The organism is Exiguobacterium sp. KKT215, from assembly GCF_055635335.1.
Map to the genome: position 1 here is coordinate 1462082 of NZ_CM145756.1, position 23989 is coordinate 1486070.

At 50.2% G+C, this 23989-nt stretch carries 23 protein-coding genes and 2 pseudogenes; 10 read left to right on the forward strand and 15 right to left on the reverse strand.

The genetic code is table 11. The annotated features are described in order from the left end of the window. Positions 1–24: 24 nt before the first annotated feature. The 3 genes from ACZ2GZ_RS07625 to ACZ2GZ_RS07635 form a co-directional block, all read right to left on the reverse strand. On the reverse strand, positions 25–696 hold the full coding sequence (locus ACZ2GZ_RS07625; protein ID WP_214716220.1) for a WGR domain-containing protein: 672 nt from the start codon (positions 694–696) through the stop codon (positions 25–27). A gap of 26 nt (positions 697–722) precedes the next feature. Next, positions 723–1148, reverse strand: coding sequence for a hypothetical protein (locus ACZ2GZ_RS07630; protein ID WP_214716218.1), 426 nt, complete (start codon positions 1146–1148; stop codon positions 723–725). 110 nt (positions 1149–1258) lie between these two features. Further along, entirely contained in the window at positions 1259–2350 is a 1092-nt protein-coding gene (locus tag ACZ2GZ_RS07635) for an FUSC family protein (RefSeq protein WP_214716211.1), read from the reverse strand. Positions 2351–2522: 172 nt separating this feature from the next. Between ACZ2GZ_RS07635 and ACZ2GZ_RS07640 the strand changes: the two genes are divergently transcribed. Beyond that, positions 2523–3143 carry an NAD(P)-dependent oxidoreductase gene (locus ACZ2GZ_RS07640; protein WP_131472727.1) on the forward strand — a complete coding sequence of 207 codons (621 nt, stop codon included), beginning with the start codon at positions 2523–2525 and terminating at the stop codon, positions 3141–3143. Between the two features lie 17 nt (positions 3144–3160). Then, positions 3161–6541 carry a dynamin family protein gene (locus ACZ2GZ_RS07645; RefSeq protein ID WP_214716209.1) on the forward strand — a complete coding sequence of 1127 codons (3381 nt, stop codon included), beginning with the start codon at positions 3161–3163 and terminating at the stop codon, positions 6539–6541. A 160-nt stretch (positions 6542–6701) separates the two neighbouring features. Here the strand turns inward: ACZ2GZ_RS07645 and ACZ2GZ_RS07650 are convergent, their stop codons facing one another. Then, positions 6702–7268 (reverse strand): histidine phosphatase family protein, encoded by a 567-nt coding sequence (locus tag ACZ2GZ_RS07650; protein ID WP_131472731.1) that lies wholly within the window; start codon positions 7266–7268, stop codon positions 6702–6704. A gap of 219 nt (positions 7269–7487) precedes the next feature. On the opposite strand from ACZ2GZ_RS07650, the gene ACZ2GZ_RS07655 reads away from it, so the two are divergent. After that, a complete protein-coding gene (locus ACZ2GZ_RS07655; RefSeq protein ID WP_131472733.1) occupies positions 7488–8039 on the forward strand; it encodes an ATP-binding protein in 552 nt (183 codons plus the stop codon). A 29-nt stretch (positions 8040–8068) separates the two neighbouring features. On the opposite strand, the gene ACZ2GZ_RS07660 is transcribed toward ACZ2GZ_RS07655, so the two are convergent. The 10 genes from ACZ2GZ_RS07660 to ACZ2GZ_RS07705 form a co-directional block, all read right to left on the reverse strand. After that, on the reverse strand, positions 8069–9049 hold the full coding sequence (locus ACZ2GZ_RS07660) for a Gfo/Idh/MocA family protein (RefSeq protein WP_131472735.1): 981 nt from the start codon (positions 9047–9049) through the stop codon (positions 8069–8071). A gap of 19 nt (positions 9050–9068) precedes the next feature. Next, positions 9069–9545, reverse strand: a complete 477-nt coding sequence (locus ACZ2GZ_RS07665; RefSeq protein WP_214716207.1) for a GNAT family N-acetyltransferase — start codon at positions 9543–9545, stop codon at positions 9069–9071. Positions 9546–9551: 6 nt separating this feature from the next. After that, positions 9552–10034 carry an SRPBCC family protein gene (locus tag ACZ2GZ_RS07670; RefSeq protein WP_034777574.1) on the reverse strand — a complete coding sequence of 161 codons (483 nt, stop codon included), beginning with the start codon at positions 10032–10034 and terminating at the stop codon, positions 9552–9554. Positions 10035–10077: 43 nt separating this feature from the next. Continuing rightward, entirely contained in the window at positions 10078–10587 is a 510-nt protein-coding gene (locus tag ACZ2GZ_RS07675; RefSeq protein WP_131472741.1) for a GNAT family N-acetyltransferase, read from the reverse strand. A 92-nt stretch (positions 10588–10679) separates the two neighbouring features. After that, positions 10680–10937, reverse strand: coding sequence for a hypothetical protein (locus tag ACZ2GZ_RS07680; RefSeq protein WP_029595493.1), 258 nt, complete (start codon positions 10935–10937; stop codon positions 10680–10682). 143 nt (positions 10938–11080) lie between these two features. After that, positions 11081–11728, reverse strand: coding sequence for a DUF2750 domain-containing protein (locus ACZ2GZ_RS07685; protein ID WP_131472743.1), 648 nt, complete (start codon positions 11726–11728; stop codon positions 11081–11083). Positions 11729–12012: 284 nt separating this feature from the next. Next, positions 12013–12789, reverse strand: a complete 777-nt coding sequence (locus ACZ2GZ_RS07690; protein WP_125318011.1) for a hypothetical protein — start codon at positions 12787–12789, stop codon at positions 12013–12015. 71 nt (positions 12790–12860) lie between these two features. After that, positions 12861–13544, reverse strand: a complete 684-nt coding sequence (locus ACZ2GZ_RS07695) for a hypothetical protein (RefSeq protein ID WP_470295595.1) — start codon at positions 13542–13544, stop codon at positions 12861–12863. Between the two features lie 92 nt (positions 13545–13636). Beyond that, entirely contained in the window at positions 13637–14071 is a 435-nt protein-coding gene (locus ACZ2GZ_RS07700; protein WP_051627722.1) for a hypothetical protein, read from the reverse strand. A 158-nt stretch (positions 14072–14229) separates the two neighbouring features. Further along, a complete protein-coding gene (locus tag ACZ2GZ_RS07705; RefSeq protein WP_084158416.1) occupies positions 14230–15000 on the reverse strand; it encodes an ISL3 family transposase in 771 nt (256 codons plus the stop codon). 777 nt (positions 15001–15777) lie between these two features. Here ACZ2GZ_RS07705 and ACZ2GZ_RS07710 point away from each other — a divergent pair. From ACZ2GZ_RS07710 to ACZ2GZ_RS07730, 5 genes and pseudogenes are all read left to right on the forward strand, one after another. After that, positions 15778–16392, forward strand: coding sequence for a CadD family cadmium resistance transporter (locus ACZ2GZ_RS07710; protein WP_470295607.1), 615 nt, complete (start codon positions 15778–15780; stop codon positions 16390–16392). Between the two features lie 95 nt (positions 16393–16487). Further along, a complete protein-coding gene (locus tag ACZ2GZ_RS07715) occupies positions 16488–16853 on the forward strand; it encodes an ArsR/SmtB family transcription factor (RefSeq protein WP_214716202.1) in 366 nt (121 codons plus the stop codon). Beyond that, entirely contained in the window at positions 16846–19266 is a 2421-nt protein-coding gene (locus tag ACZ2GZ_RS07720) for a heavy metal translocating P-type ATPase (protein WP_214716194.1), read from the forward strand. Before ACZ2GZ_RS07715 ends, ACZ2GZ_RS07720 begins: the two co-directional genes overlap by 8 nt. Positions 19267–19383: 117 nt before the next feature. Beyond that, a pseudogene (locus ACZ2GZ_RS07725) lies at positions 19384–20359 on the forward strand (IS30 family transposase). A 196-nt stretch (positions 20360–20555) separates the two neighbouring features. Further along, the gene (locus ACZ2GZ_RS07730) at positions 20556–21275 is read left to right on the forward strand and encodes a peptidoglycan DD-metalloendopeptidase family protein (RefSeq protein ID WP_029336161.1); all 720 of its coding nucleotides are present in this window, start codon (positions 20556–20558) and stop codon (positions 21273–21275) included. Positions 21276–21338: 63 nt separating this feature from the next. Here ACZ2GZ_RS07730 and ACZ2GZ_RS07735 read toward each other — a convergent pair whose 3' ends face one another. After that, complete coding sequence (locus tag ACZ2GZ_RS07735; protein ID WP_029596456.1) at positions 21339–21950, reverse strand: IS3 family transposase; 612 nt, start codon at positions 21948–21950, stop codon at positions 21339–21341. On the opposite strand from ACZ2GZ_RS07735, the gene ACZ2GZ_RS07740 reads away from it, so the two are divergent. Then, on the forward strand, positions 21924–22964 hold the full coding sequence (locus ACZ2GZ_RS07740; protein WP_214755135.1) for a glycoside hydrolase family 1 protein: 1041 nt from the start codon (positions 21924–21926) through the stop codon (positions 22962–22964). The genes ACZ2GZ_RS07735 and ACZ2GZ_RS07740 overlap by 27 nt on opposite strands. Before the next feature lie 19 nt (positions 22965–22983). Then, positions 22984–23838, forward strand: a pseudogene (locus tag ACZ2GZ_RS07745) (PRD domain-containing protein). The last annotated feature ends 151 nt before the right edge of the window (positions 23839–23989 follow it).

Genomic DNA, 23989 nt, shown 5'->3' on the forward strand with positions numbered 1-23989 from the left:
TACGGGGCGATTCCTAAAAAAGTTTCAAAATGAGGTCGGGAAACTGTTCAACTGCAAGCTCATCGATTCAAACCGCGGTCTGCCTTCTGATTCGACTTGCTGGATGAGGCGCTCGAGTGCGGAGACATCTTGCTCTTGTAGCGCAGCGTCTAGATGACCGGTCAGTTTAATCGACGTGAACGCACTCGACATGACGGCGACGTCACAGTCGAAGCCGTATTCATATGTCGCCCAGTCGTCAGGGCTCGATACATCCCGCTCCATCCAGCCTGAAGCGATGTCGTACGCACCGACGAGGAAGTCGATGTTCCGGTCTTTTCGGATTGCGTCCTCGAACATCACGAGCACGTCGGCACCTTCATCGCTCCCGAATCGACTATATTCATCCGTGCAGTCCAAATAATAGTCATCTTGGAAGTGAGCATTGAACCGAGGGTGTGTCGTGAGTCGGTTCGGTCCGACTTCAGGGTCGTCGACATAAATCAAGTCGTCCCAATCGGTATCGGTCTCGACGTACCCTTTCCGGAGTTTCTGACGAATCAGCTTGTCCGCTTCTTTGCGGCAGATACCGTCGGATTCAAAATACTTAATTTGAACTTTACCAATCGTCCCGAGTTTTCCGTAATGGACGGCGAACTCGTCGGAACCGACGCGGATGTTCCAAAACTTCTTGGTGTGTTGTAGGTACGTTTTCATCAAAACCTCCAGAATGATATATGAGTTCAGTCAAGTGCGGGTAGAACAAAGAGACGTTTTCTTGGTTTGAACTTCAGAATTTCCTCATGAGTTTTCCCTTCTTCTTCTACAGAAATTCGTAGCGTGTAGACACTGGTCGGATTCGGTTCAGCACCTAAAAATGCAAATTCATACGAGTTGCTTTGATCCATCTCAATTGGATGGGTCATAATATCCCCCGTCAGTTGGATGTCGTTCTCATAAAAAGATAGATTGACGAGGACACCGTCTGACTCCTCCCATTCCACCTGACCCGCCCACGTCTCTTTTAAGGAATGAGAAACCGTATAAACCGCATCAAACTTCCCGTCACTTGAACTCGCAATAAGCTTGGGCGGAAGGGTCAATGAGACAACCATCCAAATTACAAATAAAAGAATAACAAGGCCTATACTTACTTTCTTATTCATCATGCTGATCCCTCCCTCATTACTGCACGCCTCTCATACATTCAGCGACAACTTCCGGTATTCCTTTTCGCTCCATAAAAAAAGCCAAGCCGCTTCTGCGACTTGGCGATTTGTTAGTCTTCAAAGAACCACTTCTTACGCGGTTCCACTTTCAGGTTGTCCCCGTGCTTCTTCATCTCGGTGATGAGGTAGCGTTCGAGCTCATTCATCGCCTTGACCCAATCTGTCATTGTCGCGACGAGCGGGACGACGGTCAGGATGAGGTCCTCCTCCTCCTCACGCATTCTCTCAATCATTAGCTTGGCGAAGTCGAAGTTCTCGTGAATCAAGTCCTCTTCCCGGTCGATGATGTGCTCGTTCTCTAATTCATAAGCCGAGAATAGACGCTCATGCCGTCTGAGCAAGTGCCGCATATGACGCATCAGTTCGTCCTCGAGCTGAGGTGGTAGATGTTCGAGTGTCAGAAAATCGTCATGCAGCTTGTCGAGCACGTGGATAGCGGCACTGTTCGTATCAATCATCTTCGACTTCAAGACGGCCCGGCGATAAATCGGCGTCTTCTTCTCGAGCCAGCGGTTGGCTTTAATCTCTTCTTCAAAGAAGTCGTACGTCGTCTTTGAGGCTCGATGTTTCTTTTTCGTCTCATCGAGTGACTCAAATGACGAGCGTCCTCCCTCTGTTTCCGAGAACAGTCGCGCGATGCGGACGGCCATTTGGGAGACGGTCGCGATCTCGTCCTCAAGCTTCCGCTCATAGCGCGGCGGGAACAAGAGCGCATTGACGACAAGCGCCACGGTGATCCCCATCATGATGAGCAAGTAACGTTCCCCGGCGAACATCCAGACGGGCATGTCCGACTGGTTCGCCCCTTCCATAATCAGAATCGTCGTCAAGATGACGGTCCGGGTCGTCGACTCGAGGTTCAAAAAGAGAAGGATCGAGATGGCGATGATGATGACGACTCCGATGGCGATCGGTGTCGGGTTCGGCGTCAACATTAATGAGAAGACGGCGAGCAAAGCCCCGATCAAGTTCCCTTTTAGTTCTTCTAATAGCCGGACACCCGTCTGATAAACGGACGGCAATAATGCGAGCGAAGCCGCGAGTGCCGGTACGACAATCTGTTGAAATTGAAATGCCTCGGCGATGAGCAATACCAAGGCGACGGATATCCCGGTCTTGATGGTTCTAGCTCCAAATCTCATGCGGTGTCGACAACGAAGTGTCTTCCTCCCTTATACACGTCTTAACTTTTTGTATCCCACTTACCCTGCCCTGAAACCTCACAACTTCAAGCCGTTGTCTCCTGTTTCGATAGCGCTTCCGTGGTATGATGGCGTTGGATATTTTCTTTAATCTTGATTGGGAGGGGTTTACTTGTCAACCATTGCTTTATTTGGAGGGAGCGGCCGCACGGGGATGCGGTTGCTCGAACGTTTATTAGAAGACGGACACGACGTCCGACTGTTGTCACGCCGCGAGGTCGAACCGAGGGATCGTCTCACAGTCATCATCGGGGACGCGACCGATGCGGATGCCATCGCAGAAACGGTGAAATCGGCCGACGTCGTCATGTCGGCGCTCGGTACGGATAAGCAGGACGTCTTGTCCCACTTCACACCGCTCATCATTTCAGCGATGCAAGCAGCCGGGATCACGCGCATCTTGACGGTCGGGACGGCCGGCATCTTGCAGGCACATGATTCTGACAACTATCGTTTCGAGACCCGCGAGTCGAAACGGTCGATGACGACCGCGGCCGAGGATCACGCCCGGGCATATGAACTGCTCGATGCATCGCCGCTCGATTATACAATCGTCTGCCCGACCCAATTGATTGAAGACGCGTCCGTCGGGAACATCGTCATCACAGCTAACGTGCTCGGGACACAGAACTCGGGACCAATCTCGCGTGACGATGTGGCGGATCTCGTCATTCAAGCCTGGGAAAACAGCACATATCGTAGACACCGCGTCGGCATCACGACGGAATCATAAGTAGGGGATGGGGATTTATGAACGAACAACGCATGCGCCTCGCGCAATTGACTGACGTATTTGACATGCAAGCTGAGACCGAGTCGGCTCGTCTCGCCAAGACCGCGCTCCGAAAAGTGACACAAAATGAGATTTGGATTGCCGTCTGTGGCCATTTCTCGGCCGGGAAGTCGACGCTCCTCAACAATTGGCTTGGGGATGGCGTGTTACCGACGAGTCCGATTCCGACGAGTGCGAATATCGTGACGCTTCGACATGGGGAAATCGGGGCATCCGTCGCCGTCAACGGCACAGATTGGATTCGACTCGCGCCGAATGAACTCGACCGTTTGAGCGACTACTGCAAAATCGAAGAGATTAAAGAAGTCGAGTACGCCCTGCCCCGCTTCCCGTTCGGAAGCGACGTCGTCCTTATGGACACGCCTGGGATCGACTCGACCGATGAACGGCACCGTCAAGCGACGGAACGCTCGCTCTTTCTCGCCGACCATCTGTTCTTCATGATGGACTACAATCACGTCCAGTCCGAACAAAACATCAAACTGATGAAACAGTTTAGCGCCGAAGGACGTCCCTACTCGATCATCATCAACCAAATCGATAAGCACGATGAAGGAGAGCTTCCATTCAGCACGTTCAAGCGTTCGCTCGAGACCGCCTTCACCCGTCACGCCATCAATCCGGACGATATGTTCTACATCTCGCTCCGTGAGCTCGATCACCCGGAAAATGAGGTCGAACGCCTCCGGACGTACGTCCAAACCGTCATCGACGCCGCGCGGGAACATGCGGAAGCACGCGCCGACTTGCTCGTTGACACGTTGCTCGCCCGGTCCACTGGTGCGCACGACGCGCTCCTGAACGAGTTGCCGGTCATCGAGAAGCAGCCGACGGAGATTCAAGCCCGCCTGCAACGTCTCGACAAAAAATCGATATGGCTCACCGCGTTCCGCCGCGAGTTCTTCAAACACCAGACACCGATTGTCGCGAGCGCGCCGATCATGAACTACGAGTTCCGCGAACTGTTGCGGGACTATCTCGAGAGTTGTGCGCCGGAGTTCAAGGTCGGCCTCTTCTTCTCAAAAGACAAGACGCGCCAGGAACGGCTGCGTCGCGAAGACATCGCCGTCAAGGAATTCAACCGGTTGATTGATACGAACCTTCGCCCCCACTTGATCAAGTACGCCGAAGACATCGTCCGCGATTTGAAACTGCCCGAGGCGATTTTGTCCCGTCCGGATACGTTACCGACTGCACCGAGCACGCTCATCAGTGACCAAGTGAAGTCCGGCGCATCGCTCAGCGGTGACACGGTGCTTCAATTCAGCCGCGACATCGAGTCGGCTCTCGCCTCTTGGGTGACGAAAGTGTCCGAACCGTGGGTCACGTCCGTCGAAACGTATCTTGAGGCCGAAGGTAAAGACCGAATCCATGCCATCGAGACCGAGCAAGACGAATTATATGACATGCTCGACACGTTGGCGCTACAACGTCAGCTGGCCGAACAGAGAGACGAGCTCACTCATTACACGACACGTGACCTCTCGGATTCGCGTTTGACGGACCTTGAGACCCGTCACTACGTCACGGCCGACCAATTACCGCAGAAACAAGTCGAACATCAGCAACAAGAAGTTGCCTCGACCTCGCTTCTGGTGGATGATATCACCGCTTTGTCGTTTGATTTTTCGTATGAATATGCGGTATGTGAAATATTAGAGAACCATCCGTTATTCAAGTCACGCGTCAAGTCGCTCCGTCATAAATTGGCCCGGGCCGAATCCGAGACATACACGCTCGCCATCTTTGGGGCGTTCTCGTCCGGCAAGTCGTCGACATTGAACGCGTTGCTCGGTGAGACGGTGCTCCCGACGTCACCGAACCCACTGACGGCGTCGATCACGAAAATCGTGCCGCCGAACGGCCGCGCCAACAAGAGTGCGTTGATCACGTTCAAGACACGTGCCGAACTCGAGGCCGAGCTGAACGGTTACGGGGCGTCACTCGACGCACTCCATCTCGACCACCCGTTCGTAAACGCCGTCAAGAACGCTCCCCTGTCCTATCTCGGTAGCCAGGAGACGGTCGACTATGACACGTTCTGCTCGTTCGTCACGGAGGAAGAGAAGAGCTGTATCGTCAAAGAGATCGAGCTCGCCATCGACTCCCCTTGGGCCGAGCGTGGCATCATCTTCGTCGACACGCCAGGTGCCGACTCGCAGTTCAACCGTCATAGCGAAGTACAGTTCGGTTATATGCGTGACGCCGACGCCGTCCTGTTCGTGACGTATTACAATCACGCCTTCACCGAGGCCGACCGTGAACTCGTCATCCAGCTCGGACGTGTGCAAGGGACAGGTGACCATCACATGTTCTTCCTCGTCAACGCGTCCGATTTGGCGGCGGATGAGGCGGAACGGCTCGCCGTCACCGATTATGTGTCGAACCAGTTGACGAAGCTCGGAGTCCGTCATCCGACGGTGCTACCGATTTCGAGCCGGAACGCCATCCAAGGCACGGACGCCGGGTTCGACCGATTCTCGGCCAAGCTCGAGCAATTCGTCGACCACGATTTGCGTCAGGCGAACGCGGTCCGCATCAAAGATGAGGCACATACCCTCGTCACCGCGTTCGAGGACGTCGTCCGCGAGGCCGAAGCGGATGCGAGCGTCAAGGCGGCCCGCCGTGACAAGCTCGAACAAGTGCGCACGTCTGACAATCGTCTCAACGTCACGACGCTCGAAGACCCGTTCAAGCGTGAGACGGACGAGTTGCTCGCCCACCTCGAGACCCGCTCGCTCCTCCGGCTGTCGGACTTCGTCAAAGAGACGTTCCATCCGGTCGAGGTGGATGGGTCGAAGGCGAGCCTCGAGCGCGCCCTCAGCCGGACACTCGACAAGTATGCGTATGACATCCATCAAGAGCTGCAAGTGTTCCAATATCGGCTCGAGCGCTTCTTGAAACGGGAGACGGAACGCTTGATCGAGCGCGAGACGCTCAAACTGCGTTCGCTCCTGCCGACACTGTCGTTCGAGGGCACTGTCGACATCGATTGGCTCCGCGACGCCGTCGACCCGGTCACGTTCGAGGCGGCCCCGTTCCGTCACGTCTTGAAGCACTATAAGAATGCGAACCAGTTCTTCGAAGGCGACGGCCGGACGAAGTTGCGCGACGACTTGAGCGCCTTGTTGAAGACGGCGGTGCGTGAGCAACTCGCGCGCGTCGGAAGTCATCAAGTCGAACGGACGGCGACGCACCTTGCCGCGCTCGAGACGACGCTCAGCCAGGACTGGGACCGTGAAGTGAACGACCTCGTCGCCGGTGAATTGAGCGTGCTCTCGGACGGACAATTGTTCCAAGACATGACACAGCGCCTCGCTGCGCTCAGAAAGGACTGAACGCATGGGTTCTTTGTTGCTCGTCGGATTGATTCCGGCCGTCATCATGACGGTCGCACTCGGCTTGTTTATCCGCCATCTGTATTTGAATAGAGAGTAGACTTTGAAGGATGGGACCGAAACCGGCCCCATCCTTTTTTCACGTCGTCATAAACCGACTTCAAACCACTCGTTGACGGTCCCAAAGCTTTTCGACGCTCAATAGTTCTTGTTGATTGAACGTCACTTTATATACGTCCGGCATATCGAGTTCTTTCCAGAACGTATAGCCATACTGTCCATCAAAATAATTAAGGATCAGCACCATGATATTCCCGTGCGTACCGATTGCGATTCGCTTTCCTTCGTATTGGTCGAGTAGTGACTGAATCGCACGGACTCCCCGCTGTTGAGCGACAACGTTCGATTCGCCGCCTTCCCATGCAAAAGTAGGATCTTCCCACACTCTCGTCATCGCCAGGGTAAAATTCTCGGCCGGCTCTGTCGTCAACATCCGTTCCCGCAAATCGTCCATGAGTAGCACTTCTGTCCCAATCTGGTCAGCAATCCCTTGGACGGTTTGAATAGCTCGTTTATATGGACTCGAAACGACGAGATCAATCTTTTCTTCACTCAAGGTGTTCGTGATGTTACGGACGTCTCTCTCTCCCTTTTCAGATAAGGGTCTCGTCCATTCATCGGCTGTATATGTAGAGTGTGCATGTCTTACGAAATATAAGGTCGTCATGTCATCGTCTCCCGTTCTATGGATGTCATCATTCACTATTATTCCACTGAAACTTATTGTAAAATTATCCAGCGTGACTTCATTATAATCCTCAAAAAGAGGATAACGCCTACATATTTTTTTCCGATGAAGACGGACATCGAAGTTGGAACGGTGAGAATATACCGTGGGAGTTCACGATGTAAGCCGCAAAAATATAGGTTGATGGGAGAGGCAAACATGAGAAGCAGAATTCACATACTCGGCGCTTCGGGCTCCGGCACGTCAACACTTGGCGACGCGTTGGCGAACGTCCTGCCGCATACTCATCTGGATACGGACGATTATTTCTGGATCAACAAGTTCACCGAACCGAGACCTGTCCCTGAACGACGCGAGATGCTCAAGGAAGAGTTGCTACAATCTGAACGGTGGATTCTATCAGGATCTCTCGCAGGTTGGGGCGACTGTTTCATGCCCTATTTTGATTTGGTTATCTTTTTATGGATCCCACCAGATGTTCGTTTGGCCAGATTGCAACAACGGGAGCTCGAACGCTATGGAACGGAGGCACTCGCTGGCGGCAGCCTATACGAGGAATCACAAGCGTTTTTGAAATGGGCCGCCCTGTATGACCATGCCGGGACGGAAGTGAGAAGCAAGACGTTACATAACCAATGGCTTGCTGAATTGTCTTGTCCCATCCTAAGAATCGAGGGCGACTATTCGACTGAAGAACGGATAGCGATGGTGCTGAATTTTCTAAAAGAGGATTTTAGTCATAACAAATGAGCCCCGAGCACAATGCACGAGGCTCTTTATTATGCGTCAGCCGGGTACCGCACGTCGATGCGCTGCCGGATATCGGTCATGACGTCCGCGAGTGTGAGCATATCGTCAAATGAGTGAATCTCGGTCTCCCGCTCCCCTGCTTCAATCATGTTCACGAACGTCTGAATCTCATACGTCATATGGCTCGCCTGTTCTAAGCCAAGTTCGACGGTCGTCCCGTCGCGGCCAACGAATGTCAAGCGATCGAGCGAACCGATATCGTCAATCACGATGCGCCCCGCTTCCCCGATAATCTCGGACGGGGCGTCCGTGCCATGGATCTTCGAGTGGAGCACGATGATGTCCATACCGTCATACGACAAGATGGCCGAACCACTGCCGTCGACACCTGACTCGAGCTTGACCGCGTTCGCCTGCACGGTCTCCGGTCGACCGAACAGTTTCAAAGCCGGGCCGAGGCAATAGACGCCGAGGTCCATCAGCGAACCGTTCGAGAAGGCGGGATTGAACGTGTTCGGGTTGTCCCCGCGCTTATACAAGTCATAGCGTGACGAGTATTGCGACTTGTTCAAGATGACACGCCGGACCGGTCCGACGCGATGGAGTTCTTGACGCAACACATCGAAGTTCGGCATGAACAGGTTGCGGAGCGCTTCGAGCAAGACGACGTCATGTTCGCGCGCCGTCTCAAGCATCTGTCTGACTTCCTCGACGTTCGAGGCGAACGGTTTCTCACAGAGGACGTGCTTGCCGTGGCGGATGAAGAGCAGGCTCTGCTCGGCGTGGAGCGAGTTCGGGCTCGCGATATATACCGCATCAATCAACTCACTGGACGCCATCTCCTCGAGCGAGGTGAACGTATGTGGAATATCAAATTCTTCAGCGAACGTTTTCGCGCGCTCGTCTGTCCGGGAATAGACGGCGGACACGGATGCGCCTTCGACTTCATGGGTCGCTTCAATGAAAGAACGGGTGATAAAGTTCGTGCCGATGATACCGAATCGAATCATAGGAAAATCCCTCTTTTCTTTAAGTTGTGATGACTTTGATAAGCATGATTTCGTCATGGAGCGGGATACGGTGCTCCCCGATGACGGGAATCGACGGTTTATGTAGCCTGGCCGCATCGACCGCACCCGGGATGATCCGTGCGAAGCGCCAGCCTCGGCGTTGGTAAAATGCGAGCGCTCCCAGATTGTCGTTCGTCGTGATGAGCGACAGCCGTTCGAGCTGATGTTGCTTGGCCACTCTCTCCACTTCATCGAGGAGCGCCGAGCCGATGCCACGCTTCTCCTGGAGGCTGTCGAGCGAGATGATCTCAATCTCGTCTTCCCGAATGACATACGTGACGAGGCCGATGATGACGTTCGTTTCCGACCAGACAAACCCGTCAAGCGTGGCGCAATCATACGTCCCGGTCGAGATCACCATCTCAGGTGTGCCCCAGGCATCGATAAAGAATGCACGGACCGCGTCACGCGTCGAGGAGGTAATCGGTTCAATCATCGCAAATCACTCCGCCTCTCGGGCAAGTGACGGTTTTGATGCACTCGCCTCGGTGTAGATGCGGAACTGTTTAAACTGTTCATCGTAAATCAGGCGAATCGCCCATTTGAACGCCTTCACATATAGGGCATATAGCCAGGATGAAGGGATGAGTGAAATCCGAATCGTCACATCCGTCCCGTCCGTTGTCTCGCTCAACGTATACGTCGCAATCGACACCCCTTGATTCGTCACCGCCTGCACCTCGCATTCGTGAGGACGATTGACATGGGTCAACTCGGATTCGACCCGAATCTCTTTTTTCTCGAACTGTTGGACCGAGATGAACCGTTTTCCCGTCACGAGTGAGGCGTCACCGTCCTCATAAATATTTTCGATCAAATGGTCGTTCCATTTGATGATATGTTCGTCTTCTGCGAGACAAGCGAACGTGTGGTCAATCGGTGCGTCGATTGTCATCGTATATGTAGCCACTTCGAGTTGTTTCACATCAAATCCTCCTTCATCGATCGACATTCTTTTTTTCATTACGTTAGACAAGTTCTTTTTCAAAACAGACATACCGTTCATGCCCTTTCGGTTTCGAATCGAAATGGACGCTTCCACGTTCCATGTAGCCGTGTCGTTTGTAAAAGCTGCAGGCTGCCTCATTTCCTGAGAAGCTGTCGAGCCGGATGCTGGTGTAACCTTCCGCTTTCGCCAACTGTTCCGAGGCATGCAACATGGCTTTTCCGATGCCTTGACCTTGCCGCTCCGGGTGCACCATCAAGGAATGGATGACGAGCGGATGGTCGTGACGCCAGTCGATCGCCTCCCATTCGTGCGACTGCCATTGATCGAGTACAACGACTCCGAGCAACTCCTCACCGTGTTTCATGATATAGACAAAATCGTCTTTGATACATTCCTCAAAATAGGCGCGGTTCGGATACGTGTCGTCCCATTGAAAAATCTGTCGGGTGAGCAAATCGTCTTTACAAGCGAGATACAGTTGTTCAATTGCAGTTAAATCTGATGGTTTGGCTAATGCGATTGTGTTCATTCCAATGCTCCGTTCTTTAGGGTGACTATCTTTTATTGATGATCCGCTCGTATTTTTTATACTCGTCGTGGTCCATGCTTAGACCGAGCAGCTCAGCGATTGTGGATGGTATCAATCAACTCATACCCGATGAGCATGTCCCATCGGCTGTTATCGGTCGGGTCCATCATCACATGATCAATCAACATCTGCTCGATGCCTCGGGTTTGTTGAAGGTAATGTTCAAGCTGTTTGAACTGGTTTGCCTCAACGTAGGCGTCGATGGGATCCATCATCGCCTGTTGCTCCACCGAGAGGGTCTCGTTGCCTGAATACAGCTCAAAGATATTCCCTACGTTATAATCATTCAAAGATGTGTTCTCCTCTCCCACGTCGCTTTCCACGATGAGCGCTAGTAATTCTGTCGATATGATTGCGTTTTTAGAAAAAGAATTTATCATATTCGTTGCTATATTTTTTAAAAAAGATATCACATGCGGTATTTGAAATAAAATTATTCAAAATACTCTAGAATGGTTTCTGGGTCATATTCCAACCCTACCAGCTCGCTCGACCAATCGAGGCCGCACAGCAGCTCATCATCCGACATGTTCGGCAACCAGCGTTCAAGGAATAGCTCGACCGGCAACTCGATCACATGATAGTCGGCCCATTCTTTAACCCGGCACGCGAGCGCAAGCTCTCGTGACGAAAAGAATAACAGGACGTCTGTGTCTTCGACGTGCGATGGTGCGTACGCCCACCCCTCGTCTTGCTCCGCAGATAATCCGAAGACGAGTCCATTCTTCTCGACTCGTTCGCAAAATGTCTCGAGCACGTCGCTTTCCGCCTGCGTCACTTCGACGAACGCCTCAAACGAATGCGCCGCCACCTCGAGGTCATTTATCTCGTGCCACCAGGCGTAAATCGTCTCCCGGTCGTCTTTCAAAAAACCGAGCTCATCACCGGATCCGTTCGTCGCAAGCGTCACGAACCCATGCGGTAACTCCTCTTGTTTCAATTCGTTGGCTCGAATGACGTCATCCCATGTCTTATTGAAAAACCGCTCGTCCTTGATCGGATAAAAGAACCAATCCCCAAGTTCGAACTTGTTCTCATGACCCCATGCGTCACGTAAGCCGTCCGGGAAGCGTGACCCCACTTGTTACTCTACCTGTTCAATCGTTTCGACCGAAATTCCTGAAAGATTCGTATCAAGCCTCATCTCATCGCCTTCTTTCTAACATCAATAACATGAGTATACTGAATTTACAAAAAAGAGGGAATTGATTCCGACAAGTTGATTCAATAATGATCACGATTCTGTTGCGCCAAACGTTTGTAAAACGTAAAAAAGGACCTATAGACAAGGTCCATCGTCACGAGAAATCATTCGGTTGTAAGTTGTAACTTCTTAGTCGATTCACCGACTACCTATACGCGTCATCACTCGTTAACGAGCTGAACGCCGCTCACTTCATAATCACCGATTTGAATGAAGTGGAACCGTCCGTCCTCGGCTAACCCTCTAGCAGTTCCCGAAAACTCAGCTACAACGTCAGGGCGTTTGCGTGCACCGAACGGCCACTTGTACAACAACCCGTCTTTTACGAAGTAGCCGACCTGTCCTTGAATCGTCAGCGCCGAACTGTCGTGAAGTCGCTTCGGCGTCTTATACTTGTTGAGTCGACCGGTTGAATCAACATGAATCAAGTCATACCAAATCGACGGACAGAGCCAGACCCCGGTTCGATTTGCTTGCAACAATTCGCAGTCGACAATGGTCGGTGGACGTACAAAATCTGACTGATAGCGTTGTAACACTTCACCTGTCCTCGAGAAACAGACGAGTGCCTCGGTGGATATCCCTTCCCCGAACACCCCTTCATCGGCATAGCCGATCCAAACCCCCGTGTCGTTGACGGCGACCGCTCCGATGGCGTTGCCCGCATGGAACGAATGAAGTATCGACCCTCGTCCATCGATGACCCAGACATTGCCGGGTGTACCTTCGTGCGTCACATCGACGACGAGAAACGTTTCTGAATCAAGGAGACGGATGAATGGCGAACTCAAATGAAACGGCAGTCGTATCGTCCGCTCATTCCAATAGACGACCGGGCCATCCTGATCCACCAGAACAATCACTTCACCACCTGATAAATCGGCATCAAATACTCTTGATTCATCGGTTATAAATATCCTCTCAATCTGCAGTTTCATCCAGTTTCACCTCCCATATTCACCGCTATCTTGTTGTTCAATCAAACACGATGAATCGTTTATACGTTTACTCAACGAGTTAGACGGTCTTGAAACTGCTCGAGCCTTCTGTGGAAGCGGTCAACTTCTTCCCGAGTCACCGAATCTGTCATTCCATAGCGCTCGTCCAAATATGGCTTGAAATCGATGTCCGTCAATTCGATGCGCCGTGCCCACTCTAAAACCGTTTCTGTCGGCAACCATTTCTTCGCCGGCGGTAACGCCTGATTGAACGCGATGAGAGCGTCCCGAATCGTCACACCTGTCCAAGCCGGTTCTTCGACACTCGTTATCGAGCTCGGGACTGAATGACGCGAGAACGTCCGCGTCGTGAACGAAGCTGTTTCGTCAGCTCGCTTGCGGTGCTGAAAACGAATGTTAGCGGCAAAAATCACTCCGCTAAGCAATACACAGGCTAGTAACAACACCCAATAGAAGAGGCCATCGCCTCGTTCGATGACGGTAGTCACAGAATCAATCGTATAATCCAAATAGTCCAGTTTCAGACGAGACTGTTCTTCTTCTTTCGGTATCCTCATCTTTCCTTCGGACGACTCCATCAAATACTCAGATTCTGCCGGTGTCGGTCGCAACTTTAACCCCGAGGTCGGAGGCTCATACCACCATTCCATCAACAAGCTGATGAGACGAAGTCCAATAAAGACCGTTCCTACTGTCAGCACTGCGGTCAAACCAAGCCGAATCATCCAACGCATGTTGTCGCCTCCTCTAGGGATGACTTACATCACATTGTATCATTGGACGTTTCCACTTGGAATAATCATTCAGCACGACTCTAGTCATCGTTTTACAGAAGATGCATCTTAGCGACCTGACTTGTTGGCCGCAGCTTTAGAATCTCGGTCGCTAATTCGTTCGCTTCATCATCCGTCATTAATTTGTCGGGAATCGCATTGAAAAAGAGCAAGTATTCCTTTAGATCTATGCGACTAGAATCAAGCACGACAGCACGTTTCGCATGTTCGTAGGCCCGTTCATAGGCATGAGGATGGTGACAGAACGGTTGGCTCATGAGAAGCGACGCAGCCTCTTCCCAATCCGCAGTCTGCTCAACTTGAATCTGATCGCATACGATTTCGTAGACCGCTAAATCATCCGTATCAAACGCAACTTCAAGAAATGTATCTAACACCACTTCGTGAGCGAGCGGCTTCACTAGACGTTGAACGGTCGCTCGGTCATTTGAGAGGATCGCCTTGTGTAGTTGTTTTTTCAGGCTCATTTGAACGCTTGCCCCTTCCTTGATGATTCATCAACGCTCTTTTTTTCATTCATTTCCGTTTAAAACCTAGCGCGATGGAACGAAGAATCCTCGATTTGTTTCCGCAACTATCACACGCTATAATCATTGGCTCATCACCATAACACGTGGTTGCTATTTTAACGACCAAGCTCGAAGCGTAATCTCAAAAAGAAACGTTCGAGGTTTCGGTAGCCATAACCACGGCGTTTGATAAGCTTGATTTTGTTGTTCGTTCCTTCCATCTTTCCGTTCGATAGACTGGACACGATTGTTCGACGCATCGCTTCCTCTCGGTTCTGGATCGATTTCGCGATCTTCGCCAGAGGCCCGCAAGGATGGGACTGATAACGATCCAACCAATCGGTCAGTCGACGTTTCGCCTGTCCATGGCACGTGGCCTTCAGCACATATCGAATATGTTGAAGTCCTTGATAGAGGTCCCGGGTGAACGGATCTTCCCGAAGGCAAGAATCGGCGACCTCCCGGTCTTCGGGGGACAGCGTCTCCGGACGACAGGCGAGAGCACGGTCAATCACACGGACATGATGGTGACGTTTCACCTCGTTCAAAAAACGACGCCGACGGCGAAGGGCGTCCGTGAAGAACTGGATGAGATGGAAACGATCCAGCACATGTTTCGCATCCGGGAAGACATGTGCGACGGCCTTCGCCATTGCCGGTGCAAAGTCACTGACGACAGAACGGATGTCTCCGGCTATGCCTTGGAGTGCAGCCGTGATGGCCGTGACGTCCCTTCCCGGGACAATGGACAGGAGCCGACCACTCTCCGCATCGAGGGCGATTGTCGCATAGTGATGTCCTTTTCGTGTTGCGAACTCGTCGATGAGGACGTCTGTCGTATGCTTCTCTGTCTCTACTGAGGCGTACCGATAAAACCATCGTTCCACCGTCGTGTAAGGTAATCCCTATTCACGCGCTACATCTGAGATCGTCCTACCGTGGCAACGTTCTGCGATGCCTTTCCGGAACACCTCGGTGGAGGTGCGGACGAGCCCGAGACCGTAGTCATACACGAACGTCAAATCACAAGAGAAGCATCTTTGACGTGGGACATCCAGCTCAATCCAGAGTATACCGACGTTCCATGCGTGACCGTGTCGGAAGCGACGTCGCCTTTTCGAATGCAGGACTGTCTTTCTCTGGCAAAGCGGGCAAGGGATGTCGTGTCGATCCGGGATGACCGGGAAAACGTTCGGTTCTTCGTCTGAAGACATCTGGATCTGAAAAAGGTCTGGAAGTGGAAGAAGTAATTTGATAAACTGTTGGGACAAAGCGAAAACTCCAATCGTGGTTTGTCTAGGCAACAATTACGATACCGGGGTTTTCGCTTTTTTTCTATGTTCAATTCAAAATCTGATGGATTTTATGCGTCAACCACGCCTTATGGTGATGAGCCTCTTCTATACCATTTTCAGCTCTTCTAAAGATAGAATGCTTAACAAGACATGCAGGCATTGGCCATACTAAATTTCAATTTGCCTTGCCACTTGTCGCTCCCTGTTCATTCTAACAAGCATGCCCAAACATTAAAACAATCATTCGAATATATAATTGACAATCTAGCGAAATCTTTGTACACTTGCATTAATCAAACGTTTGTTTGAATGTATAACTATCAGAGGGTATCACTTCACACTAGGATATCCGTAAAGGAGATGAGGGTGCTGTTAACCACGATTTTTACCGCGGTTGCCGCTTATGTGGCGACCAGCATTGATTACGTCATTATTTTGCTGATCCTGTTTTCACAAACGATGAAAAAAGGCCAGTTAAAATCCATTGTCATCGGACAATACCTAGGAACAGCCATCTTGGTGGGCGTCAGCCTGTTGGCTGCGTACAGCCTGACGCTTGTGCCGTCCCACTGGGTGGGCTTGCTAGGGCTCATTCCGATTTACCTGGGCATCCGGGTCTGGAAGCGAGAAGAAGACGAGGACGACGAAGAGAATCTCCTGTTTCGTTTGTCTTCCGGAAACCCCAATCGCTTGTTTGTCACCATTACAGTCATTACCCTGGCGGCTGGCGGCGACAACATTGGCGTCTACATACCCTACTTTTCAACCTTGAATCCAAGTGAAACTGTGGTGATGCTGGTTGTCTTTGCCATCCTGGTCGCCGTCTTGTGTTACCTCAGTTACCGGTTGGCAGCCGTTAAAACGATTTCTGAAACGATAGAAAATTGGGAACGGTGGATTGTGCCGATTGTCTTCATCGGGCTCGGCATCTTGATTATGGCGGAGAATGGGACTTTCCGATTCCTTTGGGGATTGGTGAGTTGAAATGATTCTTTGCACTCTTTGTTTTATATAGAAGAAAATCACTTACTTGAAAAAACGAATGAGTAAACAGAAGTGAGAAAAAGGAGTGAATGAAAATGGCAAAAGAGATTTGTGATGTGGTCTGTGTAGATGAAGAAAAGGTGGAACGAGTCCAGCAGCAACTGTCTGAACAAAATCCATTGGAAGTGGCGAAGATCTTCAAGGCGTTGTCGGACGATACGCGTATCAAGATCGCCTACGCCTTATCGCTGGAGGACAAACTGTGTGTGTGTGACGTTGCGAATATCATCGGTTCATCTACCGCAACCGCCTCCTACCACCTGCGACTACTGAATAATATGGGGTTGGCGAAATACAGCAAGGAAGGCAAGTTGGTCTACTACTCACTGGATGACGCGCATGTGAAACACTTGGTGCAAGTGGCCTTCATCCATCAAAAGGAGGTTGTTGAAGTTGGTTGAGAAAACAAAGATAGATGAGGAAAAAAATGTCTTCCGGGTGGAGGGTTTTTCGTGCGCCAACTGCGCTGGGAAATTTGAGAAGAATGTCAAAAATCTTCCCGGAGTCCAAGATGCGAAAGTGAACTTCGGGGCTTCTAAAATTGCGGTTTACGGCGAGGCAACGGTCGAGGAATTGGAAAAAGCCGGGGCGTTCGAGAATTTGAAAGTTGCACCGGAAAAACCGAAACGTCAGTCGCTCCCGGAAGTGAACGTGGCTAAAGAGGACAAAAACGTTTTCCGGGTCGAAGGCTTTACCTGCGCCAACTGCGCCGGGAAATTCGAGAACAACGTCAAGCAGCTTCCCGGTGTCCAAGATGCCAAAGTGAATTTCGGCGCTTCAAAGATTTCCGTTTACGGGGCAGCCACCGTCGAAGAATTGGAGAAAGCCGGGGCGTTTGAAAACCTGAAGGTCGCTCCTGAAATTACAGGTCGGCCAGCTGGTTCGAAAACGGAAGCCGAAAAAGTGACAGTCAAAAAAGAGGACAACGTGCCGTTCTACCAAAAACATAGCACTTTGCTCTACTCCACCCTGTTGATCGTTTTCGGGTACATTTCCCAGTACGTTAATGGAGAAGAAAATTTGATAACCTCCCTCCTATTCGTGGCAGCCATTGTCATTGGTGGGTACTCGCTCTTCAAAGTCGGTTTCCAGAATTTAATACGCCTGGATTTCGACATGAAAACCCTCATGACCGTTGCCGTCATCGGGGCGGCTTTTATCGGCGAATGGGCGGAAGCGTCTATCGTGGTCATCCTCTTTGCGATCAGTGAAGCACTGGAACGCTATTCCATGGACCGTGCCCGCCAATCCATCCGTTCGTTGATGGACATTGCCCCGAAAGAAGCACTCGTCCGGCGGAATGGCCAGGAACAGCTGATTTCGGTGGACGACATTGTGGTGGGCGACACCATGATTGTCAGACCCGGACAGAAGATTGCCATGGACGGCACGGTGACCAACGGCTATTCGGCGGTCAATCAGGCGGCGATCACCGGGGAATCCGTGCCGGTCGCCAAAACGGTGAACGATGACGTCTTCGCGGGCACGCTGAATGAAGAAGGCTTGCTCGAAGTCAAAGTCACGAAGTTGGTTGAAGACACAACCATTGCGAAAATCATCCACCTGGTTGAGGAAGCACAAGGCGAACGGGCTCCTTCGCAGGCGTTTGTCGATAAATTTGCCAAATATTATACACCGATTATCATGGTCGTTGCTGCGCTTGTAGCCATCGTTCCTCCCCTTCTGTTTGATGCCAGCTGGGAAACCTGGGTCTACCAAGGATTGGCTGTGCTAGTCGTAGGCTGCCCGTGTGCTTTGGTCATTTCGACTCCGATTTCGATTGTATCTGCTATCGGGAACGCAGCGAAAAAAGGCGTTTTGGTAAAAGGCGGCGTGTATTTGGAAGAAATGGGCGCGCTGAAAGCCATCGCGTTTGACAAGACCGGCACCTTGACCAAAGGGGTTCCGGTTGTCACGGACTTTGAAGTGCTGAACAAGGGAATCAGTGAAAAAGAGCTGCTTTCTATCGTCACAGCACTGGAGTACCGCTCACAGCATCCCCTTGCTTCGGCCATCATGAAAAAAGCGGATGCAGAAAATATTTCTTATTCTTCGGTCTTGGTCGAGGACTTCTCATCCATTACCGGCAAAGGGATTAAAGGAACCGTCGAAGGAACCACGTACTATATCGGCAGCCCGATCCTCTTCAACGAGCTGGGCGCCGCAAGTGCGGATAAGAACTTGGAACAAAATGTCACAGCTCTTCAAAATCAGGGCAAGACGGCCATGATCATCGGAACGGAACAAAACATCCTGGCGGTCATCGCCGTGGCCGATGAAGTCCGGGACTCCAGCAAGGAAGTCATCCAGAAGCTGCACGACATGGGCATCAAGAAGACGATCATGCTGACGGGTGACAACAAAGCGACCGGTCAGGCCATCGGCCGAGAGGTCGGCGTCACCGAAATCCAGGCCGAGCTGATGCCGGAGGACAAATTGAATGTCATCAAACGCTTACGGGCCGAGTACGGCAAGGTGGCGATGATTGGAGACGGCGTGAACGACGCGCCGGCACTCGCCGCTTCTACGGTCGGGATTGCCATGGGCGGAGCCGGAACGGATACCGCTTTGGAAACGGCGGATGTCGCTTTGATGGGCGACGATTTGAGCAAGCTGCCATTCACGGTGAAATTGAGCCGGAAATCCCTGAATATCATCAAAGCGAACATTACGTTCGCCATCGGCATCAAAGTGATTGCACTGCTATTGGTCATTCCGGGTTGGCTGACCCTGTGGATCGCCATCATGTCGGATATGGGCGCTACCCTTCTAGTCGCGTTAAACAGTTTACGGCTGATGCGAGTGAAAGAATAAAAAGCAAAAGGGGTTTCCGATTATCTGGAAACCCCTTTTTTATGATGAATTATAAAATTAAGTGCAACATCTGAACGTGAACGCAAAAAAAAGCCCACAGCGATGGCCTCGTTTAGAATGAAGTTACGACACAAACATTCAGACGGAGGAATCGCTAAGAGCTACACCCATCTTACCACAACGGTGCGCGTGAAAATAGAGACCTATCTGGAGCTCGGGATGTCCATCCGGTCCATCGCGAGACGGATCGGGCGACAGCCCTCGACCGTCTCGCGGGAGATCAGACGGAACCCCGGCTACGAGTCAGGACGTGCGCAGAAACGCTACGAGAAGGCGAAAACCCATTGCGGCGTCAAGACGAAGCTCGACGACACGATGCGCCGGACGATCGTCGAGAAGCTGCGTGCGACCTGGTCACCAGAACAGATCGTCGGCCGCCTCTACGCAGGAAAAATTGCCTTCTCCACCATCTACCGCTGGATCTATGCGGGACGGATCGACGTGCCCGTGACCGTGCTCCGCCAGAAGGGGAAACGTCAAAAGCCGACCGAGACGCGCGGTCGCATCAACGTCGGTCTCCCCATCTCGAAACGACCTCCAGAGGTCAGGGGTCGCCGGACATTCGGGCATTGGGAGCTCGACACCGTCGTCTCCGGACGTGGGAAATCGAAGGCGTGCGTCGCGACGTTCATCGAGCGGAAGAGCCGGTTCTATCTCGCCCTGCCAATCGCGGACCGCACCGCGGCCTCGATGGAGGGGGCGATCCATGCGGTGCACGGTGCCTTCCCGGAAGGCACGTTCGAGACGGCGACGACGGACCGGGGCAAGGAGTTCAGCGGTCACGAGCGCATCCAGGCGTCGCTCGGCGTGCCGATGTATTTCGCCGACCCGTAACTCATCGTGGCAACGGGGGAGCAACGAGAACGCCAACGGGCTCCTCCGCGAGTTCTTCCCGAAAGGAACGGACTTCGCGCAGGTCGGTGACGGTGAACTCGCGGATGCGCTGGCCAAGATCAACGGGCGACCGAGAAAGTGCCTGGACTGGAAAACCGCACACGAGGCCTTCACCGAGGAAGTGTTGCGCTTAATTTGACAAACCGTCTTATAAAAAAGAAATGTGTTTAATTTTTATCATAAAATCCGTTTGTGAAAAAACTATGCATTTTTTGATTAAATCTCTTGTCAATTTTTGAAATGAATTTGATATACTTTTTTGTAATATAGTGATGCTATACTCCTTTTAACAAATCGTTCGTCACTGTATCTTTATCTTTAAAGGAGTACAACTAATGAAAAACAAGGTAATACTTATCGCTTCTAGTGTCTTACTCACAACAACTTTTTCGATGCATAGTCCAAAAGTCGAAGCAAGTAGTGCATATAACGTAAAAGTGAAGACAGACGATCTTCGTGTTCGGACTGGTCCTTCTCTCAATCACAAAATTGTCGGCATCACTAACACTGGGCAGACCTTTTCTTATTTAGGAAAAAAAGGAGCTTGGACAAAAGTCCTTTACAAAGGAAACACACGGTATATCTATAGTTCTTACCTAAAAAAATATAAGAGCCACGTTGCCAAAAAAACATCATATAATAACTCTCTTTTTGCTTCTCCTACAGAAGGTCGGCTGACCCAAGGATACGGAAACTCTAATGGTGCTTACGGTTATACATTCCATAATGGCGTTGATCTAGCTGCAGCAAAAGGCACACCCGTCTACGCTTCTGCCAGTGGAAAAGTCATTACATCTAAAAACAGCGGTGCATACGGTAAACACGTTATGATTTCACATAGTCTACAGAATCAAAAATACGTAACCGTTTATGCTCATATGAACAGCCTTTCGGTAAAAAATGGTCAGACAGTCTCTAAAGGTATGAAGATTGGAACAGTTGGGAATACAGGAAACTCGTTCGGAAATCATTTGCACTTTGAGATTCATAAAAACAGTTATAAATACAGCAGTTATTCTGCAGCGAATAGTGTCAACCCAATGAACTATTTGTAACCTAAAAAAAAAGAAAAGATTAGACTGACCTAGCTGTATGAGACACTAATAAAAATACCTTGATTAGGCTACCGCCACACCATATTTTATCGGTGTGAGGTAGCCTAATTTTTCTTGGATACGTTCTTCGTTGTAGTAAGTTAAGTAATTATTCACCCGCTCACGCACTTCATAGTCGCTTAACGAGTTGAACTTGACGTACTGGAACACCTCAGACTTCAAGTTCGAATGAAACGATTCGATCACCGCATTATCCCAACAGTTGCCTCTTCGAGACATGCTGCTCGTCAGATACTTCCTCTTTACGAAATCTTGAAAGGCATATGATGTATAGACACTTCCTTGATCTGAATGGATGATAACCCCTTCGGGATTGTTCCGACTCTCCAACGCCATCCTTAACGTATCGATGACGAGGGGCGTCTGTTGATGATCGTATAGCTTATAGGCAACAATCTCATTGTTGAATAGGTCGATGATCGTGGAGAGGTACTTCGTCGTGCCCCCGTATTGGATGTAGGTGATGTCCGTCACCCACTTCTTATTCGGTCTACTGGCAGTGAAGTCTCGCTTGAGAAGGTCAGGGGCGATGACGATACTCTCACCCTGAGACTTCCATTTTCGTTTGGGTTTGATCCGACACTGGAGATGGTGCTTCTTCATGATTCTCTTCATTTCGAGACTCCGCTAGGATTACAGAAATATGGCCCCTGGCTTCATCGTGATGTGGTCGACTTCTTCCTTCACTACTGCGAAACCATGTTTACTCGATATAAAGGTAAAGTCCGATATTGGATTCCTTTTAATGAAATCAATGTCATGTCGACAAAACCATGGATGGGGGGAGGAATCCCTTCTTCAACGAAAGAATCACAGTTTATCGGTGCATTCCATCAGATGTTGGCGAATGCCAAAGCCGTGACACTTGCCCACGAAATTGATTCAGAGAACAAAGTGGGGATGATGTATAATGGCCACTTCGCATATCCAAACTCCCCAGACCCAGATGACGTCCAACGAACTGAGGAATTCATGCATAAAATGCAGTACTACTGTGAAGTACTTTGTCGTGGCAAATATCCGAACTACATTAAAAAAGAATTAGAGCGCGAGAATATCTCTTTGCCGTTTGAAGAAGGAGACGCCGATACATTGTATCGTGGTCCTGTTGATTTTATTTCATATAGCTATTACTTAACTCACGTTATCGTCAAGGAGTCGCCTCTCGAATTCTCTGGTTTGAATGGCGTGAAGACAGGCTATAAAAACCAGCATGTGGAGCAAAGTGAATGGGGATGGAGTATCGATCCGAAAGGTTTACGCTATTCCTTAAATTACTTGTATGATCGATATCAGTTACCACTTATGATTGTTGAAAACGGTCTTGGGGCCGTTGACACGCTCACGCCGGACAAGAAAGTACATGATGACTATCGTATCGCCTATCTTCGGAGTCATATCGAAGAAATGAAAAAAGCAGTCGCGATTGACGGGGTTCCGTTACTTGGCTATATGGCATGGGGTCCAATCGATCTGATTGCAGCCAGTACGGGAGAAATGAAGAAACGGTATGGGTTCATCTATGTAGACTTGGACGACGAAGGGAACGGGACCCTAGAACGGATTAAAAAAGATTCGTTCTACTGGTATAAAAAAGTCATAGCTTCAAATGGAGATGATCTGACTTGAATTAAGACGGAGGTATGGAATGATTCGTATCAAAAAAGTATTAAATTCAAGTGTCGTGATTGTCGAGGACAAATCAAAGCTTGAGTACATTTTAATTGGAAAAGGAATTGGTTTCGGGCAGAAAATCGGAAATGTTGTCGCTCCACCTGAAGCCTCCCAAATGTTCATACCCGCTGACGATGTCCGTATTAAAGAGTTCATAGGACTGGTGACTGAAATTCCTCCTGAATTCGTCGAGTTCACTCGAGAAATCGTTGCATATGCTGAGGAAAAGCTAGCTACAAAGCTCAATGCCGGTATCTTTTTAACACTGACAGACCACCTTCACTTTGCGGTAAAACGTTATTATAAAGGTATTACTATCAGCAACCGAGTATTTTGGGAAATTCGAAACTATTATCCACAGGAATTCAAGATTGGAAGTTATGCGGTTAATCTCATGAATGAACGATTTAAAATCGAACTGCCTATTAAAGAGGCAGCCAATATTGCTTTTCATATTATCAACGCGCAAGGAGAAAGAGAAGAAACACGTGATGGCATGCGCTACGCCAAGATGATTGGGAGTATTGTGAACCTTATTCGATATGCTTACAATATTGAAACCGATGAAGAAGATATTCATTATTCATGATTCATCACACATGTGAAATATTTCGCTGAACGCTTTTATGCTGGAAAAATATTGAATGAAGAATCCGATCAACTATTTGAACAGATTGCGAACATCTACCCAAAGGCCATGAATGGTTCATTCAAAGTACGGGACTACCTTAAGCAGTTGCACGGTGTGACAATTCCTAATGAGGAACTAGCTTATCTAGCCGTTCATATTCATCGACTGACAACTAATATGGATTTGAATAAACAATAACTTTCTTAATTACCTGGTTCTTTTTGACGAAGACCAGGTTTTTTCTATACTGAACAAAAAAATATCCATTTTTTATAATCGAGCAGCTATAGGCCGCATGACATATGTGTGTTTTTCACCACTGATTCGATTTCTTTAGATCGGCGTGACG

What these genes read in the sequence shown, in the direction of transcription:
- ACZ2GZ_RS07625 (WP_214716220.1), bottom strand. Translation starts at nt 696, where the DNA reads ATGAAAACGTACCTACAACACACCAAGAAGTTTTGGAACATCCGCGTC.
- ACZ2GZ_RS07630 (WP_214716218.1), bottom strand. Translation starts at nt 1,148, where the DNA reads ATGATGAATAAGAAAGTAAGTATAGGCCTTGTTATTCTTTTATTTGTA.
- ACZ2GZ_RS07635 (WP_214716211.1), bottom strand. Translation starts at nt 2,350, where the DNA reads ATGAGATTTGGAGCTAGAACCATCAAGACCGGGATATCCGTCGCCTTG.
- ACZ2GZ_RS07645 (WP_214716209.1), top strand. Translation starts at nt 3,161, where the DNA reads ATGAACGAACAACGCATGCGCCTCGCGCAATTGACTGACGTATTTGAC.
- ACZ2GZ_RS07650 (WP_131472731.1), bottom strand. Translation starts at nt 7,268, where the DNA reads ATGACGACCTTATATTTCGTAAGACATGCACACTCTACATATACAGCC.
- ACZ2GZ_RS07655 (WP_131472733.1), top strand. Translation starts at nt 7,488, where the DNA reads ATGAGAAGCAGAATTCACATACTCGGCGCTTCGGGCTCCGGCACGTCA.
- ACZ2GZ_RS07660 (WP_131472735.1), bottom strand. Translation starts at nt 9,049, where the DNA reads ATGATTCGATTCGGTATCATCGGCACGAACTTTATCACCCGTTCTTTC.
- ACZ2GZ_RS07665 (WP_214716207.1), bottom strand. Translation starts at nt 9,545, where the DNA reads ATGATTGAACCGATTACCTCCTCGACGCGTGACGCGGTCCGTGCATTC.
- ACZ2GZ_RS07675 (WP_131472741.1), bottom strand. Translation starts at nt 10,587, where the DNA reads ATGAACACAATCGCATTAGCCAAACCATCAGATTTAACTGCAATTGAA.
- ACZ2GZ_RS07690 (WP_125318011.1), bottom strand. Translation starts at nt 12,789, where the DNA reads ATGAAACTGCAGATTGAGAGGATATTTATAACCGATGAATCAAGAGTA.
- ACZ2GZ_RS07695 (WP_470295595.1), bottom strand. Translation starts at nt 13,544, where the DNA reads ATGCGTTGGATGATTCGGCTTGGTTTGACCGCAGTGCTGACAGTAGGA.
- ACZ2GZ_RS07700 (WP_051627722.1), bottom strand. Translation starts at nt 14,071, where the DNA reads ATGAGCCTGAAAAAACAACTACACAAGGCGATCCTCTCAAATGACCGA.
- ACZ2GZ_RS07715 (WP_214716202.1), top strand. Translation starts at nt 16,488, where the DNA reads ATGGCAAAAGAGATTTGTGATGTGGTCTGTGTAGATGAAGAAAAGGTG.
- ACZ2GZ_RS07730 (WP_029336161.1), top strand. Translation starts at nt 20,556, where the DNA reads ATGAAAAACAAGGTAATACTTATCGCTTCTAGTGTCTTACTCACAACA.
- ACZ2GZ_RS07740 (WP_214755135.1), top strand. Translation starts at nt 21,924, where the DNA reads ATGGTGCTTCTTCATGATTCTCTTCATTTCGAGACTCCGCTAGGATTA.
- ACZ2GZ_RS07735 (WP_029596456.1), bottom strand. Translation starts at nt 21,950, where the DNA reads ATGAAGAGAATCATGAAGAAGCACCATCTCCAGTGTCGGATCAAACCC.